13 protein-coding genes are annotated in these 17,168 nt (G+C 56.2%); 8 read left to right on the top strand and 5 right to left on the bottom strand.

What is annotated here, in order from left to right; translation table 11 throughout:
• Positions 1–599 (top strand): chloride channel protein (locus ABF859_RS12165; protein WP_415528046.1); only part of this gene is annotated, 599 nt, incomplete at its 5' end.
• Here ABF859_RS12165 and ABF859_RS12170 read toward each other — a convergent pair.
• Together ABF859_RS12170 and ABF859_RS12175 are read right to left on the bottom strand one after the other, a co-directional pair.
• Positions 588–1,856 carry a cation:proton antiporter gene (locus tag ABF859_RS12170; RefSeq protein WP_415528047.1) on the bottom strand — a complete coding sequence of 423 codons (1,269 nt, stop codon included), beginning with the start codon at positions 1,854–1,856 and terminating at the stop codon, positions 588–590. The genes ABF859_RS12165 and ABF859_RS12170 overlap by 12 nt on opposite strands.
• Before the next feature lie 115 nt (positions 1,857–1,971).
• Positions 1,972–2,565: a recombinase family protein gene (locus ABF859_RS12175; RefSeq protein WP_415528048.1), complete on the bottom strand. Its 594-nt coding sequence runs from the start codon at positions 2,563–2,565 to the stop codon at positions 1,972–1,974.
• A 208-nt stretch (positions 2,566–2,773) separates the two neighbouring features.
• On the opposite strand from ABF859_RS12175, the gene ABF859_RS12180 reads away from it, so the two are divergent.
• The 7 genes from ABF859_RS12180 to ABF859_RS12210 all read left to right on the top strand — a co-directional run bounded on the left by ABF859_RS12180 (position 2,774) and on the right by ABF859_RS12210 (position 10,779).
• Positions 2,774–3,040, top strand: a complete 267-nt coding sequence (locus ABF859_RS12180; RefSeq protein ID WP_099213473.1) for an AbrB/MazE/SpoVT family DNA-binding domain-containing protein — start codon at positions 2,774–2,776, stop codon at positions 3,038–3,040.
• A complete protein-coding gene (locus tag ABF859_RS12185; RefSeq protein ID WP_099213474.1) occupies positions 3,040–3,429 on the top strand; it encodes a PIN domain-containing protein in 390 nt (129 codons plus the stop codon). The genes ABF859_RS12180 and ABF859_RS12185 overlap by 1 nt, the downstream gene beginning before the upstream one ends.
• Before the next feature lie 201 nt (positions 3,430–3,630).
• Complete coding sequence (locus ABF859_RS12190) at positions 3,631–3,897, top strand: metal-sensing transcriptional repressor (protein ID WP_062106603.1); 267 nt, start codon at positions 3,631–3,633, stop codon at positions 3,895–3,897.
• Between the two features lie 70 nt (positions 3,898–3,967).
• Positions 3,968–5,182, top strand: a complete 1,215-nt coding sequence (locus tag ABF859_RS12195; protein WP_336763664.1) for a TolC family protein — start codon at positions 3,968–3,970, stop codon at positions 5,180–5,182.
• Positions 5,179–6,348 (top strand): efflux RND transporter periplasmic adaptor subunit, encoded by a 1,170-nt coding sequence (locus ABF859_RS12200; protein WP_336763666.1) that lies wholly within the window; start codon positions 5,179–5,181, stop codon positions 6,346–6,348. Before ABF859_RS12195 ends, ABF859_RS12200 begins: the two co-directional genes overlap by 4 nt.
• A 5-nt stretch (positions 6,349–6,353) precedes the next feature.
• Complete coding sequence (locus ABF859_RS12205) at positions 6,354–9,428, top strand: efflux RND transporter permease subunit (protein ID WP_415528049.1); 3,075 nt, start codon at positions 6,354–6,356, stop codon at positions 9,426–9,428.
• Between the two features lie 40 nt (positions 9,429–9,468).
• On the top strand, positions 9,469–10,779 hold the full coding sequence (locus ABF859_RS12210) for an MFS transporter (protein WP_415528050.1): 1,311 nt from the start codon (positions 9,469–9,471) through the stop codon (positions 10,777–10,779).
• Positions 10,780–10,986: 207 nt separating this feature from the next.
• Here the strand turns inward: ABF859_RS12210 and ABF859_RS12215 are convergent, their stop codons facing one another.
• The 3 genes from ABF859_RS12215 to ABF859_RS12225 are packed head-to-tail and all read right to left on the bottom strand — an operon-like array spanning position 10,987 to position 16,991.
• Positions 10,987–12,192, bottom strand: coding sequence for a GIY-YIG nuclease family protein (locus ABF859_RS12215; RefSeq protein ID WP_346006372.1), 1,206 nt, complete (start codon positions 12,190–12,192; stop codon positions 10,987–10,989).
• Positions 12,192–14,285, bottom strand: a complete 2,094-nt coding sequence (locus ABF859_RS12220; protein ID WP_346006373.1) for a DEAD/DEAH box helicase — start codon at positions 14,283–14,285, stop codon at positions 12,192–12,194. The genes ABF859_RS12215 and ABF859_RS12220 overlap by 1 nt, the downstream gene beginning before the upstream one ends.
• Before the next feature lie 3 nt (positions 14,286–14,288).
• Positions 14,289–16,991, bottom strand: coding sequence for a class I SAM-dependent DNA methyltransferase (locus tag ABF859_RS12225; RefSeq protein ID WP_346006374.1), 2,703 nt, complete (start codon positions 16,989–16,991; stop codon positions 14,289–14,291).
• Positions 16,992–17,168: the final 177 nt, after the last annotated feature.

Below are 17,168 nucleotides of genomic sequence, written 5' to 3' on the forward strand. Positions count from 1 at the left end.
CGTCCAGAGGCTTACCTGGCTCTGTCGGCCGACTGGCCAAACAGCGTCCGATCATGTTCTCGGCATTGTGCGGCCTGCTGACCGCCGTGATTGGACTGATCTCCAAAGGGAATACTTACGGGACGGGCTATGTGCAGGCTCAGGCAATTTTTGCAGGGACCGACCACTACCCGGCCTCGTTCTTTATCCTGAAGTATCTCTCGATGCTGGTCTCGTACTGCTCGGGAATTCCAGGTGGAATGTTCGCACCCTCTCTTGCAATCGGAGCGGGCATCGGCGGATGGATCGAACAGTTTCTTCCGCATACGACCCCCGGTGCCGTCGTGCTGTTGGGGACGGTCGCCTATTTCTGTGGTGTTGCTCAATCGCCGTTAACAGCAACGATTATCGTCATGGAAATCTGCGATAACCAGCAGGTGACGCTTGCACTTCTGGCAACAGCCTTTCTCGCGTTTGGTGTCTCCCGGATTGTCTGCCCTCAACCTCTTTATACCGCCTTGGCCGACAGATTTCTGGAAACAATGGACAAACCCGCCGCACGACTCAAGCCCATGCCTGCGAAACAGGAAGCTGCCTCTGAGGAGAAGTTACCGATCTAAGCTTGAGAGTCGGGTGGTGGGGAACAGTCTCCGGACGACCCATTCCATCGTGAGTCCTTGTGCGATAATCGTGAATACCACCACGCCGTAACAAACCGGCAACAGCAATTCGCGTAAGTCTCCGGCTGGCAGTCCAAGCGCCAGAGAGACCGAGATGCCTCCACGGAGGCCACCCCATGTCAGGATACCAAGGACGCGGCCTCGTTCCCATTGCCTGAGATGGGCCGGAAGCGTCGAAAGGAGTACGCTCAGGGCCCGTACAGCAATGGACAGAGGGATAATGGCAAGCGTCGCCAGAACTGCAAATAAATGCGGCTTAATTTCCAGGATTTCAAAGCCGATCAGCATGAACAACAGGACGTTTAGCACCTCGTCAATAAGGGTCCACGCAACGTCGAGGTCTTTGCGAGACGCGTCGTCGAAAATGGAATGGCTATAGCTTGTTCCAAAGCTGAGACCGGCTACGACAACAGCAATCGCTCCTGACATTCCAAGCTGATTGGCAATGCTGAAGGTGCCAGTGGCCAGGGCCAGCGATGTCAGCAGATCGATATGAGGATCCCGCTGCCCTTTAAGCACTCGCAAGGCAATCCACCCGGTCAATGCGCCCAACAGACCGCCACCGATGGCCTCCCGGCAGAAACTCAGCACAATCTCGGAGGCACTCACTTCGTGACTTCCTCCGGTTGCCAGTCCGATCGTGACACCGAAAATAACAACACCCACGCCATCGTTGAACAGGCTTTCACCTGCAAAAACAGCCTGAAGCGGTCCCGGCAGACCCAGACGTTTTAGCATTCCCACGACTGAAACCGGGTCCGTAGGTGCGAGAATGGCACCGAGCACAATGCACCATGTAAAGGGAACCGCGTGTCCCAGCAGAGGAAAAACGGACCACGCGGCGACCGCAAGAAACGCTACAGCCAGAATGGTTCCCAGAATGGAGAGGGTTGCCACAGACATCAGCTTTGCCCTCAGATGTCCGACATTGACCTGCATGGCCCCGGCAAACAGCAGGAGCGACAATGCACCATTCAGAAGGGCCGCAGGGAGATTGATGGCTCCAAGCACTGATCGTGGAAAAGCCTGAAGGTCGCAGGCCGGAAGCAACAGGTTCAGGATCATGACCACAAGCGACGTCAGCAACGAGAAAATCAGAACACCAATCGTGACAGGAATACGCAGTGTCTGATGATTGAGAATGCTGAAGCCTGCCGAAAGGGTCAGAAGCAGAGCAAGAAGGCTGATGGTATCCATGCCGCCACCGCTGGACACTTCCGGGCCTGACGTCAAGGGAAACCGGTAATGTCCGCTATCGGGAAAGCATGACAGGTCTTGGAACGGCGGAGATGAGGCGTAAGCGGACCTACTGCTAGACCGCTCCGGATGGAAAGCTCTCGCTCCGAACCCGCATAATCGTCTGCCGACTTGTGGAGAATTTTCTGGCAAGTGCAGAAACGCTCATACCCTCCGCCAGGTCCTTGAGGACGCCTTGCTTCTCACCTTCTGACAGTGTGGAAGGCCGCCCCAGGGTCTTCCCTTCTGACTTTGCCCGCTTGAGACCAGACTGCGTGCGCTCAATCAGTAGATCCCGCTCGAACTGTGCGACAGCATTCAGAACCTGCATCGTCATTGTGCCGGAAGAACTGGTCAAATCAGCACCGCCAAGTGCGAGACAGTAAACCTTCACTCCCATGGCCCCCAGCATTTTAACCGTGGTGCTGACATCCGTGGCATTGCGACCAAGACGATCAAGCTTGGTCACGATCAGAACATCTCCAGCCACCAGCCGATCCATGAGACGGGCAAAGCCACGTCGCTGCGCGATAGAGGTACTCCCGGAAATCGTTTCGGTAACAACCCGACGAGGCTCAACCTGAAAACCGGCAGCTTCGATTTCCTGAATCTGGTTCTCGGTCGTCTGTTCGACGGTTGAAACGCGGACATAGGCAAAAGTGCGTGGCATAAGGTTCAATTCGTCCGAATAGGATGTCCGAAATATCTACCATGTCCGTAACACTGTAAAGGTAATTTACGGACAGGGTGCTTTTTCCCTGTCTGAAAACGATCGTTTTCGGACACCCGAATTTTATGGCACCAACAATAAAAATGACCTAAACACGGAAAATGACTCAAACCAAGATTGCAACCTTTTAGAACGGGAGATCAGTTACATGATTCGTGTCAACGTTATGCCGAATGGTCGACTTGTTCTGCCGGTTGGCTTGCGTAAGTCGCTTGGCGTCGAAAAAGGCGGCCAGCTCATGGCGGAGATCGTAGATGGGCAAGTTCGCTTAATGACGCCTGATGCCTCGCTTGATCGGGCCAGGGCACTGTTCCGAAAATATGTCCCGGCCGGCACCTCGATTGCGGACGAAGTCATTGCTGAGCGACGCGCTGAAAATGCGCTCGACAGCCATGACGATGGGGTGAAGCGCTGATGCCGATTTGCGTCATCGACACATCCGCTGTCTTTGCGGACCTGAATGAGGAAACAGGGGCTGAAGAAGCTCGGTACTGGCTGCGCGATGCAGCCATCTCCGCAATCAACCTGCAGGAGATCGTTTCTAAAGCTGTTGATAAAGGCGTCCCGGCCGAAGGAATATCCGAACTTATCTCAGCTTTGCGCCTAGACGTGCGGCCTCTTGATCAGAACCTGGCTCTCGCGGCCGGATTGATGCGCGATGCGACCAAGCGGGTTGGTCTCAGTCACGGAGACCGTGCCTGTCTGGCGCTAGCCAAAAAAATGGGTCTCCCCGCGGTCACGGCCGATCGGGCATGGGCTGAAATTGCGGACGCAATCGGAGTTGAGGTGGTTCTCATTCGATAGTCGTACGCAGTGTAAACCCTATGCAGGTTTTCTGTTCCACGGCTGCTTGCCCCCCAGAAGGAGCCGCTCGAAATAAGCGGATCTTCCGGTTTCGCCTTCATCTCGGACATTCAAACGCCCAAATGACTCTCCGTAGAGCCGACCAGACATTAGCATATTTTTGATTGACACATACCCTCCCCTATAGGGTAGGGAAAAGGCATGGCACATGAAACTCACCCTCTCATCAAGCGCCGCCTGAAACAGGCGCACGGGCACCTCGCAAAAGTCATGGAGATGATGGATGCCGGGCGGTCATGTTCAGACCTGGCGCAGCAACTCGAAGCGATCGAAAGTACGATCCGAGGTGCCAAGCGACTGCTGGTTCAGGATCATCTTGAGCACTGCATCATCGACGCCATCGCGGACGGGAAAATGACCCGTGAAGACGCGATGCAAGAATTTTCCTTCCTCACCAAATATTTTTGAGCAATCGAGCATGATCTCCTCGCGGTTTTATCCTGGATCGTGGGGCGGCAGGATTTGTGTCCTGTCCTGCGTGGGCGCCGCTCTCCTGCGGCCCCCTGTCTCTCTCGCGGCTGACAACACGGTCATTCCGTTTCATGCTGCGCTGGTCGCGGCATGGGAAAACGATCCGGTTCGCCGCGAACTGGTGACGAATACCCAGTCGGCGGACGCGCGCGCTGCGGCGGCGCGGTCCTGGTTCGCGGGTGGCCCCGTCCTGACCGGCAGTTATTATGACGACCGCGCCGCAGGCACCAATCTCGGCTACATCACCTGGCAAGGCGGCGTGTCCGTGCCGCTCTGGCTCCCCGGCCAGGGCAGCGCGACAGAGCGCGTGGCGCAAGCTGATTCCAAGACGGTGTTGTCGCGCGTCGATGTCGAGCGGATGGCTGTCGCGGTTCGTGTTCTCGAACAAACGGGTGCCGTCATCCTCTCTGAACGTCGGGTCATTGCAGGACATGCGATCGTGCGCTCGTTCGAGCATATCGCCGAGTTGACAGCACGTGCCCATGGACATGGTGAGGTGGGCACGGTGGAATTGCAGGCGGTGACGGCGCAACTCGCTGACGCACGCGGCGAGGTCGCGAAGGCGAACACCGAGTTGGCCAGTGCCCGTTCCCGCCTTCAAACGCTTCTGGGCGTCCCAGGTGTGCCAGATCTGATGGCTGCCGATCCGCGATGGCTCGACCGGGTTCCCCTCGGTGACACGCGCAAGATCGAGGAGCAGGATCCCCGCGTGCAATCAGCGCATCGAGAGGTCATCGCCGCGCAGGAACAGATGCGCCTGGCACGCGCCAGTTTCATGCCGAACCCGGAAATCGGCGTTGATGCAATCGATCAGGGACAGTACGGCAGCCCGTGGGCGACGCAGGTCGGGGTCAACTTCCGCATTCCCCTACCAAGCGATGTGACGCATACCCCGCAGATCTCGGCCGCGCGTGATCGTTTGGCAGCCTCAACGCGCGCTGAAATTCAGGCCCGAAGGGCCGTGCATGACGAACTCGCCCAGGTCATGGCGAGCCTCGCCGGAACGCAGGAAGCCCTTCTTCAGGCTCGTACGAGCGCCGCGCAGACGATGCGGCGTGCCGACGCCATCGAGCACTCCTGGACCTTGGGTGAGACCCCGCTGATCGAAGCCTTGCGCGCCCGAACCGACGCGTGGCGGTCTCTACTCGCGCTCAATCAGGCGGAAGTATCCTGGCACGGCGCCATCATCCGAACCGGTATTTCGACAGGAACGCTTCCTTGAAAACCAGATATCTTCTGACCGCAGCCTTGCTGATGGGCACGTCTGTCGTCACGCTAGCTCCCGGTCGGGCCGAAACGGCCATCTGGATGCGCTCCGTGCATCTGGACGCGGCCGCGCAGGCCAGCGAAAAACTCTCCATCATTCAGGTCGTATCCGGCACACTGCAGGCCAGTATACCGGCGATGGCTTCGGTGACCAGCAACACGGCGCGATCCGTCGCCATTCGGCCTGCTGGAAGCGGTAAGGTCACTGACGTGTCGATCACGCCCGGCCAGCAGGTCCGTCAGGGGCAGGTCATGATCACCTACACGGATCATACCCTTCACGAACTCTACCTCCAGCAGGATCAGGCCCGCGCCGCGCTAGCCTCTGCGCGAGCGGCCTTAACCGAAGCCACCAAAGCCTATCAGCGCGGACGTGCCCTGGACGGTAGTACCGTGTCGACCGGCGAGGTGCAGCGGCGTCTTGCAGCAAGGCAGCAGGCCGAAGCTGCCCTCGCGGCTCGTCAGGCCGACATCGGAACGATCGAACATCGCCTGCACGAGGAATTCACGTCCGTGACGGAGACCATCGGCCATGGCGAGGATTCGCGGCTGATTTCTCCTGTTAACGGTGTGGTGCAGAGCCTTGCCACGGCGGTTGCAGCAGATGTTACAGCAGGCGAGACAGTCGCGGTCGTGACGGATCTGTCGACGGTGTGGATCGTGGCACAGATCCGACCGCAGGATGCTGCCATGCTAGCCGTCGGAGGCCGCGTCACCGTCCGTCCGTCCGGAAACGCAAACGTTGCGCCGCTGGTTACGACGATCAGTACGATCGACGGCATGGCCGACCCGGCAACCGGGTTATTACGTGTGGTCAGCGTCGTGGAAAATCATACTATCCCCCTGCGCCCTGGAGAGATGCTCGACGCACAGATCGAGACGACGCATGGTGTATCGGGACTTATCGTGCCAACCACAGCCATCCAGGATATTGCCGGACATAGCATCGTCTATGTGCCTGACGGAAAAGGCGCGTTCCAAGCTCATGAAATACGCATCCTTCTGGCGACGGACGATCAGGCGGTCATAGAAAGCGACCTGCATGCCGGCGAGCAGGTGGTTGGCGCGGGCAGCTTCGCTCTCAAGGGCACAGCACTCCTTGCCGATCAGAGCGGCGGCTAAGACCCATGCTGGAATTCATCCAAAAAAATGCCTTCATGTTGCTCGGCCTTGTCGCGGCGCTACTGATCGGCGGACTGATGACGATCCCCGGCCTTCCGGTAGAACCCGTCCCGGATATCTCGCCGCAGCAGGTCATGGTCTCAGTTACCGCTCCAGGCCTCGCGACGGAAGAAGTGGAGAGGCTGATTACTTTTCCGCTGGAATCCAGCCTTACGGGGATACCTGGAGTGGTGGATCTTCGCTCCATTTCGCGTACAGGCGTTTCCGCTGTCTATCTTCAATTTGCTGATTCAACCGACATCGATCTCGATCGCACGCGTGTCAGCCAGCGCCTTGCCGCAGCGAGGGAGGCCATATCCGTTCCGGGGATCGCCATCTCCATGGGACCGCTCGCCACTGGTATGGGCGAGATCATGCAAATCCAGATCAAAGGTGCTGGCTATTCGTTGACCGACCTCAACCGCCTGATGACCTGGAGTGTGGTGCCACAACTGCGCCTGGTGAACGGTGTGGTGGATGTCAACGTCAATGGTGGCGCCGAGGAGACCTTCGAGCTGACACTCGATCCGTCTCGGATGGTCGCTTTCGGTGTGTCTGTCCATGATATCATGCAGGCGATCGATACCAACAACGCCTCCTCGGGCGGCGGGTGGATCGCCCACCATGACGAGCAACAGGTTATCGTTGCTCGCGCCCGCGTCGCGGGGCTGGAGACCTTGAGTGCCATTCCAGTCAAGATGGGGCACAACGGCCACGTCATTCGTGTCCGTGACATGGGAACTGTGGGTATCGGCGCGCGCACGCGCCTGGGGGCTGTCACGCGTGACGGAGAGGGAGAGATCGTCAACGGCGTGGTTCTGATGCAGAATGGCGCCAGTTCGAATGCAACGCTGGCGGCGATCAACGCCGCGCTTCCAGGTATCCAACAATCACTGCCCCCGGGCGTAACGCTGGACCCGTTCTATACGCGTGCGACGCTAACGTCAGAGACGATCGGAACCGTCAAGGAAAACCTGGCGCTCGGGGCCGCACTCGTCATTGTCGTGTTGATCGTGGTGCTGGGCGACTGGCGCGCGGCACTCGTCATCGCTTCGGTCATTCCCGCGGCCCTGATTTTTGCCATGGCGGGCATGCGCTGGTTTGGCGTTTCGGCAAATCTGCTCAGTCTGGGTGCGATCGATTTCGGCATGATCGTGGACAGCTCCCTTGTGGTAGTTGAGCATCTTCTCACAACACGTGGCCAGGCAAACGACCAGCGCACCTTCAAGGATCTGGCTGGAAGTGCGCTGACCAGCGTCATCCGTCCGGTCAGTTTCTCGATCCTTATTATCATTCTGGTCTACCTGCCGATCCTTACGCTCGAAGGGATTGAAGGCAAGATGTTCCGGCCGATGGCGCAGACTGTCATCATGGCCCTGCTGGCATCGCTTCTCTACTGCATCGTCTGCATACCAACCCTGGCTGCACTGATGATCCGGTTCGGGGGAGAAGAGCGCGAAACGCGGTTCGTACGCTTCGTTCGCCGCCATTACGAACCTGCCCTGGCCTGGAGCGAGCATCACGGTCGTCTGCTGATCGCAGTCACGGCAGGCACGTTTGCCGTCGCGGTCTTGCTGGCAATGCGACTGGGTGGAGAATTTGTACCGCAGCTTGATGAAGGGGCGCTGCTGGTGACCTCGTTGCGCCTGCCTAGTGCATCTTTGGATACCGTCATCCGAGGCGTAACGGAGCAGGAACGTATTCTCAAGAGCTTCCCCGATGTGGCTACGGTCGTCAGCAATACCGGCACCTCGGCGATCCCCACCGACCCGATGGGGACAGGGGAAACCGACACTTTCATTTTTCTCAAGCCACGCGCGCAGTGGACAACAGCGCGCACCGAAGCAGGACTGGTCGATAAGATGAGTGCGGCTCTGGCTGAACGTCTGCCTGATGCCGAATATTCATGGACTCAACCCATCCAGATGCGCATGGACGATTTGCTGTCAGGCGTACGGACCCAGCTTGCCATTTCGATCTACGGCGATGACCTGGCGACCTTGTCACATCTGGCGGACGAAACGGTGACAGCCTTGGAGAGCGTGCGGGGTGCGGCCGACGTGACGTCAGTTGGCGAAGGCACTGTTCCCTACATGCATGTCGATGTTGACCGGGACGCTGCGGCGCGTCTTGGCGTCGCGGTTCCCGACATTCTCCAGACAGTCGAGGCCGTAGGGGGGAGAATTGGCACCACCGTCACGCTGGACGAAGCCATTGTCCCGACGCAGGTGCGTTTCGCACGGGATGCTGTTCGCTCAATGGACCGGATTGGCCGAATACAGGTGCGTCGCGCCGACGGCACAGGCTGGGTTCTTCTGGGAGATGTCACGCACATTTCGGTTCTGGATGGAACCTCACGTATCGACCGTGACAGTCTGCGGCGGCGAATCATCGTCCAGGCCAATATACGCGGTCGGGACGTCGCCAGTTTCGTCGCCGAAGCCCGGAAGGTCGTAGCACGACAGGTACATCTCCCGCCCGGATACCGCATGAGTTGGGCTGGACAGTTCCGTAACCTGGAATCAGCGTCCCGGCGGCTTGCGGTCGTCCTGCCAATCGCGCTTGCGCTGATCTTCGGGCTTTTGGTTGCCGCCTTGTCATCGGTCGGTGCCGCCGCGCTGGTCTTCGTCAACCTGCCGGTTGCAGCAACAGGAGGCATTCTGGCGCTGGTCCTGCGCGGCATGCCGTTCAGCATCGCAGCGGGGATCGGCTTTATCGCGCTGTTTGGCGTCGCGATCCTGAACGGCGTTGTATTGATGTCGCAGATCCGGATCTACCGGGGTGAGGGCATGACTGCGGCCAAAGCGGCCTTCGAAGCGGCCCGCGTGCGATTACGTCCCGTCATCGCCACTGCATCAGTCGCAAGTTTAGGCTTTTTCCCGATGGCCTTTTCCGGAAGTGCCGGAGCGGAAGTGGAGCGGCCATTGGCGACCGTCGTGATCGGTGGCCTCGTCTCCTCTACCATTCTCACGTTGCTGGTTCTCCCCTCACTCTATGCGCTGGCTTTCGGCCGCAAATCTTCCACAGGCAGTGCGCCTTGATGAGACCAACAGACTGCAATCCAAGGGAGGAAAGAGTGTCATGCTGAACATTCTTCGGCACCGTAGTTACCGACATCTATTCGCGGCTCAGGTTATAGCTCTGATCGGTACCGGGCTTGCGACTGTGGCTCTGGGTCTTCTCGCATTTCGCGTGGCGGGTGAGAACGCTGGCGCCGTGCTGGGTACAGCACTGGCCATCAAAATGCTTGCCTATGTTGGCGTGGCGCCGGTCGCCGCCGCGTTCACCGAACGCCTGCCGCGACGGGTCATGCTGGTATCACTCGACCTTATACGCTGTGCTGTCGCCGCCTACCTTCCGTTCGTGAGCACGGTCTGGGAAATCTATGCTCTGATCTTTATTCTACAATCAGCATCAGCCGCTTTCACACCGACCTTTCAGGCGACGATCCCCGATATCCTGCCCGATGAACATGATTACACAGATGCTCTTTCCCTCTCTCGTGTCGCTTATGACATGGAGAGTGTCGTCAGCCCGCTTCTGGCGGCAGCACTTCTGACGCTGGTGTCATTCAACCTTCTGTTCGTCGGCACTGCGATCGGATTTTTGTGTTCTGCAGCTCTTGTTGTCTCAGTCGCCTTGCCCAGCCCGAAGCCAGCCAAACCGCGCAGCATTTATGAGCGTACGACACGTGGCATGAAACTTTATCTTGCGACGCCGCGCCTGCGTGGCCTGCTCGCGATCGATCTTGCTGTGGCAGCGGCAGCCTCAATCGTTCTGGTGAACACAGTCGTGTATGTCCAGGGACACTTTGGGTTGAATCAGCGTGCTACAGCTCTGGCACTTGCCTGCTTCGGGGGCGGCTCGATGCTGGCAGCGTTCGGTCTGCCGCGCATTCTGGACCGTATAGCTGATCGCACCGTCATGCTCGGCGGCGCAGGTTTGCTTGTAGTCGGCTCAGGCCTCGCCATCTTCCTCCCCACCTACAACTGGCTTTTGCCGCTCTGGATATTACTGGGAATAGGCTATTCCAGTGCTCAAACGCCGACCGGGCGACTACTTCGTCGTTCCGCTCATGCCGAAGATCGACCTGCGCTATTTGCTGCCCAGTTCGCTCTTTCACATGTTTGCTGGCTTATCGCCTACCCCCTCGCGGGGCGTGTTGGTGCCGCGTATGGATTACCTGTCTCCGCACTCCTGCTTTGTTTACTGACAGCAGCGGGCGTCGTTATAGCTTTACTCGTCTGGCCCAGACAGGATCCTGACACCTTGATACACGGACACGTCTCTTCCTCTGAGGATAATCCACATCTTAAAGATTTGGAAAATGGCCAACACGCGCATTCCTACGTAATCGACGACCAGCACGCAAAATGGCCACGTAAAACGTAAATTGAGCACCCAGTATAAAAACTTTCGCCGCAAAGCAGACTTTCCGCTTTCCCCCCCAGAGCTGCCTGAGAGACACCACGCGGGCGGCCAGATACCGTGATGAGAAACTGGGGCATTTAATGTGAAGATTTATACAACGCACACGAAAGTGCATTTTACGTACGCGTGGGGTGAGCACCGTTAGAATTCGTGTCATCGCTCCACGCCTCAGTTCGGTACGATTTTCTGCGTCGCCACATCGTAGTGGAAGAGATGTAGCTGCCCGTCCTCGATCAGTTTAACGGCTTGGCCAACGTGTTCTGGCAGCACATAAAACCACTCTTTTGGCGAGATCTTCTTTCCAAGACGATCCACGACGAATAATTCGGCAGGGCGTGCGGATATAAAAAAGCGATGCAGAAGATCCTCAACTTTATGGCGGGAGAGGTTCTTGAGGCTGTATGTGGCGACGATATCCACTGGAGCTAGTAGAAATGTTGGATCGTTACGGGCATCAGCTACACGGCGGGCGACATCCTGACTGGTCACACCAATTTTGTGTAAGATCATCCGCTGCTCTCGAATGGCAGGATCCTCTGAGCGCGACCGGGCGACATAGATTGTGCCAGACAGTTCGAGTTGATCACTCTCCCATTCTGGATCAACCGGACCAAGACCCACCTTCTGCACGGTGCGCGCAGTCTTGTCTTCGGATAGCGACTTCCGGAAGGAAGACATTAAGGGATCGCTCTCTGTCCCGTTAGAGAAGATGACCCGTAACCGGTGATCCCGAGAGCCGCCGCGAGAGGTCATCTCAGACTTCTCAGCAATCATGGCGAGCAAACCGTTCCGGATGAAAAAATCCCCTTCTATGGGCTCAATAATGGCCCATTTCTTCACCGCTCTTACTTTTCGCTCTCCCGTCTCAAGAGCACGCTGTACGGCTTCAAAGCGCTCACGAAATTTCTCAAAATCCCGGCAGGGTACAAACTCAGCGCGATGATCGGGTATCGCCCGTTCGCTTGAGGGGGTTGTGTGTTGGAAGGTGACGAGTGAGGGATCAACCTCCAGTTCGTCATCATCAAAGATATCATCGAGACTTTCCGGGATGGCCGCCTGAGGAACCTCGTCCTTCCACGAACGAGGCGGGGCGACCGGCTTTTCGTCGAGAAGACCTAAGCTATCGGCTGCTCTCATTTTTTCTGTCGGTGAAGTCTTTACCGCGCCCCAAGTCATCGCCAGCTTCATCTCGTCATGGGCAAGTGCCTCTGGGTCCGGCAAGCGGCCGTTCTGCTCGACAAAACGGGTAACGTCCAGCAACACCGCGACGCCACGATCTGTGGTGTTTCCACTTCGGGTACCACGTTGTTTGAGATCCAGAAGACCAAACTCGTCGTGTTCGCTGTAGATGTCATCCAGAGAGGGGCGCACCATTATTGTGCTGCCTCGCGTAGACGCTTGGTTTTTTCGGCTTTCAGCCAGGCAAGCGCTTCGGCCATGCGTTTCTCCAGTGTGTTAGCGGAGTTCACATTGGGCTCGCGGCCTTCTGTCGCGCGAAATGCTTTAATGCGCGGCCATAAAGTCCGTGCTTCGTCTCCACTCATATTCACCCGCAAGGCGACCATGGCGGATTGCACATGCGCGAGGATCTCAGCATTCAAGGACTTAGACGCGACTTCGAAGCGTTCCTGAAAGACGTTGATGCTATCAATCAACTCAATATCGATGTCCCGAACATTGATAAATTTCTTCACCATGGCCAGCAGAGTGTTCGGAGCACTGTCAGGTGTCTCCTCACCACCATCGTTCGCTTCGCCTGTCGTGGGGGCACCTTCGGTTGGTGGAGCACCAAGCACGGATTGCGCGCCCGTAATATCCTGCTCGACTTGCTTGCGGGCCAATGTCAGGACGTTCATATGCGCAGCCAGATGCTGTCGAACAGATTCAGCCTCTTCTGTGTCCAACGTCTCGTAACGTCTTTCGATGATATCCGTCAGAACCATTTGCGTTGCGACTTCAGGGGCGGTCTCCGGTGAAAGCACACGGCGATCCATTTCCTGATAGGCCGTCGCCATCAGATCGTTCATGTCCTTTTCACAAATCGCCCGCGCACGGTCTGTGGGTGGCTCCATGAGGCCTTTAATCCCGATGGTGACATTACCTTCGTCATCCGTGCCAATCGGTGCACGAACATCGCCATCTTCCCGACGGTAGAATTTCAGGTTCGGAGCGAGGACCTGCTCCATCAGCAGTGAGCCCGAGATCGCTTTCAGCATATCATTCACAGCATCAGTGACCACGCCCGTTTCAACCCCTGGCTCAGCGACAAGGTTTGTAAACAAGGCACGCGGCTTGCCGGGCGCATCACGCGTCGCACGACCGATGATCTGCACGATCTCAGTCAGAGATGAGCGGTAGCCGATGGTCAGAGCGTGTTCACACCACACCCAGTCAAAGCCTTCCTTGGCCATGCCAAGGGCGATGATGATATCGACTTTGGCTCTGTCAGCGTCATCATCACGCTTACCATCCGCTCTTCTAATCTCATGAGATAGAGCAGTCTTCACATTGTTGCGGCCGGGACCATCATCTACCAGATCAGCAATCTTCAGAAGCCGTCCTTCTGCTGTGCGGACCAAATCAAAGCCGGTCTCAAGGTCTCGACCTTCATGCTTTCCCAAGAAATCAAGGATCCGACCCACCTCGTTGTATTTGTCATCAAATGCCTCAGATGAGCCGCGATGCGGGATATGGATAATCGTCTTTTGATTGGGGTTCAGAACCCCTTCAAGGCCGTTGATGTAGTTCCCTTTATAGAACTCGTAATTGATGCCGAGGGCTTTGAGGAAGGTGTAGCTCTCTAACTGCTCGTAATAGCTGTAGGTAATTTTGGTGAAGCGGTCTTCGTCTTCCTCCCGGAGAACCGGATCTGAATCCCCACGGAAGTAGCTGCCCGTCATTGCCATGATATGGCATGCGTCACGGGTAATCAGGTTCCGCAGAATAACGCCGAGGCGATTGTTGTCCGATGCCGAGACGTGATGGAACTCGTCTATCGCAATGAAGCACCGATCAAACGCTTCGATACCACTGGCCTCGATGACAGCATCAACGCCGAAGCGGAATGTCGCGTGGGTGCAGACCAAAACCTTTGCGTCGCTTTGCAGAAAGGCTTGGAACGCCTTGACCTTTTCTTTGCTCGCGTCGTCGCCCGTCAGGCAGAGGTTCCAGCGCGGCTCAACCTCCCAATTTGCCTCAAAGCCGTAGCTCATCAGGTTGGTAGAGCGAAAAGAGCCACCGATTGACGTTTCGGGAACGCAAACGATCACCTTCTCCAGCCCCTGATGTAGTAGTTTATCAAGTGCCACGAACATGAGTGCGCGGCTTTTACCCGCAGCCGGGGGGGCTTTGAGAAGGAGAAACTGCGCTGCACGAGCATCGTAGGTGCGGGCCTGCATCGGGCGTTGGCCTAATGCATTCGTCTTGGCTGTTGACGTGCCATAGGTGACGTTGAGCATCTCAACCATGGGTCAGGCCTTTTTCTTTTTGCTGGCAGTTTCTAGCGTTTTGATCTTGGCCGCATAGAGCTTGAAGAGTGTTTCCAGGCGTTCCGTGTCGTTGCGGAAGGGACGACCGATATACATGCTCTCCAGCAAGTCATCGTTTTCCTTGTGCACGGCGCGAAGGTCGTCAGGCATTTTGTCCGGATCGTACAAATCCGCGATCGTTTTGGGGTAATGGGAGTAGCGGCATTTCAGGATGCGGCGCGCTGAAGCCGAGAGGGCTTCCAACTGCTCGTCCGTGAATTTCGGGACTGGGAAAGTGTTCCAACCAAGCGTGTTCGAATAGCGGAAATCGGATTTCAATTTGCCGCAGACCGTGCCGATCCAGACGAGATGAAGACGGGACGCAATGAGCGCGATGCACCATTCAGGAGCGTCGTAGAGGACCTGATTGAGGTCCGATGAAATCACGTCAGCTCCCACTCGTTCCACTGGAAGGTACGGGCGGCGCTCTGAAGTAACGCGGGGGACGAGGATGGCGTGGTTTTGGGGAGCGATATGTTCACGGAACTGATGAGGGCGTTCAGCTAGTTCAATGCCGCCTTTATCTTTCATGTTTAAACGAGCGTCTCTAGTTGCAGAAACGCGCTGTGCTATATCCGTAATTTGCAGCGCTTCAGGTAAATCCTCATTGGATATCCAAAGACAATATCTTTCGAAACCCTTCACCACTTCTTGAGAACCCATAAATTTACGAATAAATTTTTTTGATTGGGGGGAGTTATGAATAATTTCCTGTTTCTGATCAGGAAGTAATAGGAGATTTCCCGCGTCATAAGGCATGCAGCCAAAGGTCATTTTAGGCAAAGAAAACAAATTATCATTTGAAGGCGAGATGAATATATTCTGTTCATCTATTAAATAGCTGTTGATGTTTGAAGATGTTTGTGAAACATCACCTTCGAAAATACGCTTTGCCGCTTTCGATGTATTCCGCAGTCCAACAATCACACAAACCACAGCAGCGTTTCCCGCAGCATTATTCCGCCATTTAAAGGACCGGTGCGCAAATCCAATTTCGACGCCTCCGGTGAGGATTTCTGGCCAGAGATTTGCCGCTGATGCACCTTGGCAAATCGAGTTGGTTGAAACCAACGCTGCCTGTATGTTGCGTCCCCGCAGATAATTAGCCGCCTTAAAAAACCACGCCGCAACAAAGTCGAATGCACGAAAGGACTTCACCTTTCCTAAGAAAACGTGGTCCATGCTAGCCTTTTGCTTGAAATCCTGCTGCGCTTTTCCCAGAAATGGGGGATTCCCAACAATAAAAACTTCTTCGTCCTTATTGGGAGGCGCGCATACAGCTTCCCAATCAAGCTCTAGGGCGTTGTCTCTGTGAATGCGGGCAGCATCCCGCAAGGGCAGGGCCGCAGGACAACGTCCGAAAACCGTCTTAAAATTCGCATTGGCCTGATATTCAGCGATGAACAGCGCAAGTTTCGCCGTCTCGGCTGCGAAATCCGAGATCTCAATTCCGTAGAAATGATCAATTTTAATGCGCGAGAACATCTCGCTTGTACCCATGGCATTGCGACCATCAAGCTCCTCCAGACGCTGCATGATACGCGTCTCGCGTGCCCGGAGTTCTCGATAAGACACAACAAGGAAGTTCCCCGATCCGCAGGCGGGGTCAAACACACGGATGTGCGACATACGACCCAGTGTTTGCTGAAGTGCGCGAGCACGGTCCCAGCCTTTATGGATCTCCACGTCTAGATCATCGAGAAAAAGCGGCCCTATAACCTTCATGATATTTGGAACTGAGGTGTAATGCATTCCCAGTTCAGAGCGTTGCTTGGGGTCCGCAACGGACTGGATCATCGAACCGAAAATATCCGGATTGATCTCACCCCAATCCAGCCTGCAGGCCTCACGCAGATAACGGTAGGCAGCAGTATCGAATTTTGGTGCATCAATGGCGCCAGCGAACAGACCGCCATTCACATAGTCTAACTCTCCGGTCCATGCGGGAAGAGCCGTTCGCTGATTCTTGGGAAGATTCATCGCCCGGAAGGCAGCAATAATGGCCTTATGGGCTTCCTCACCTTTATCACCTGCATAGGTGAAAATTAGGCGGGAAAATTGCTGCTCTGGAAAGATGCCGACGTCTTCGGCAAACATACAGAAGATCAGTCGCATCATGAGTTGGTTCATCTCATGACGACGTGCCTCTGTTCCCCAGTCGGGGTTTGCCCTGATTAACGCGTCATAAAGCTTGGCAAGTTTCCCAGTCGCCTTCACATCGATCGGGTTTTCCTCAACGGCGCGATACCGCTCTTTGCCCGCAGCGGGGAGGAAGAAGCCGAACTGATCCCCCAACTCTTTGAAGGCGCAATGAAGTGTTTCGCCCGAGGGGGTATGCTCCGCCGCAATCATCTCACCATCTGTTGCGAGCAAAATGGCGGGTTTGGAGGATTTGGTTTTCTTCGAAGCTCTCAACTGCTCAAGAGTAGTGTCGCTCTTCCCGGCTGGGGCGGGGGCATAATGAAATCTCTTGCCGAACAAGACCCCGCCCGGAAGGTCAGATTTATTGGTCGACCCGTTACGAAGTTTTGAAATTGCCGCCTGTGAGGCATCTGTCGCTTCAGCAAACGAGAAGGGAAATTCTTCTGCATCAAAGGACACCTCTGCGATCTTGGAGAGGGCATCGTAGATTTCAGTCGGGTTCATGTCGGGCCTTGGTGTGCAGCAGAGTTCAGCAGGATCAAACAACTGGCGATATTACTGCAACCGTGTGTCACATATGACAAGGTAAGGCCGGGACGTCCGGAGAAGGATGCCTATGTTTGTGTATCACTGCTTTTGGCTATACCGGCATGAGCCGCCCATGGACTTATGGACAGCCGT

Source organism: Gluconobacter sp. (genome assembly GCF_047722525.1).
In the GTDB taxonomy this organism is placed as follows: domain Bacteria; phylum Pseudomonadota; class Alphaproteobacteria; order Acetobacterales; family Acetobacteraceae; genus Gluconobacter.

What these genes read in the sequence shown, in the direction of transcription:
- ABF859_RS12180 (WP_099213473.1), top strand. Translation starts at nt 2,774, where the DNA reads ATGATTCGTGTCAACGTTATGCCGAATGGTCGACTTGTTCTGCCGGTT.
- ABF859_RS12215 (WP_346006372.1), bottom strand. Translation starts at nt 12,192, where the DNA reads ATGGTGCGCCCCTCTCTGGATGACATCTACAGCGAACACGACGAGTTT.
- ABF859_RS12210 (WP_415528050.1), top strand. Translation starts at nt 9,469, where the DNA reads ATGCTGAACATTCTTCGGCACCGTAGTTACCGACATCTATTCGCGGCT.
- ABF859_RS12175 (WP_415528048.1), bottom strand. Translation starts at nt 2,565, where the DNA reads ATGCCACGCACTTTTGCCTATGTCCGCGTTTCAACCGTCGAACAGACG.
- ABF859_RS12185 (WP_099213474.1), top strand. Translation starts at nt 3,040, where the DNA reads ATGCCGATTTGCGTCATCGACACATCCGCTGTCTTTGCGGACCTGAAT.
- ABF859_RS12205 (WP_415528049.1), top strand. Translation starts at nt 6,354, where the DNA reads ATGCTGGAATTCATCCAAAAAAATGCCTTCATGTTGCTCGGCCTTGTC.
- ABF859_RS12220 (WP_346006373.1), bottom strand. Translation starts at nt 14,285, where the DNA reads ATGGTTGAGATGCTCAACGTCACCTATGGCACGTCAACAGCCAAGACG.
- ABF859_RS12170 (WP_415528047.1), bottom strand. Translation starts at nt 1,856, where the DNA reads ATGGATACCATCAGCCTTCTTGCTCTGCTTCTGACCCTTTCGGCAGGC.
- ABF859_RS12190 (WP_062106603.1), top strand. Translation starts at nt 3,631, where the DNA reads ATGGCACATGAAACTCACCCTCTCATCAAGCGCCGCCTGAAACAGGCG.
- ABF859_RS12225 (WP_346006374.1), bottom strand. Translation starts at nt 16,991, where the DNA reads ATGAACCCGACTGAAATCTACGATGCCCTCTCCAAGATCGCAGAGGTG.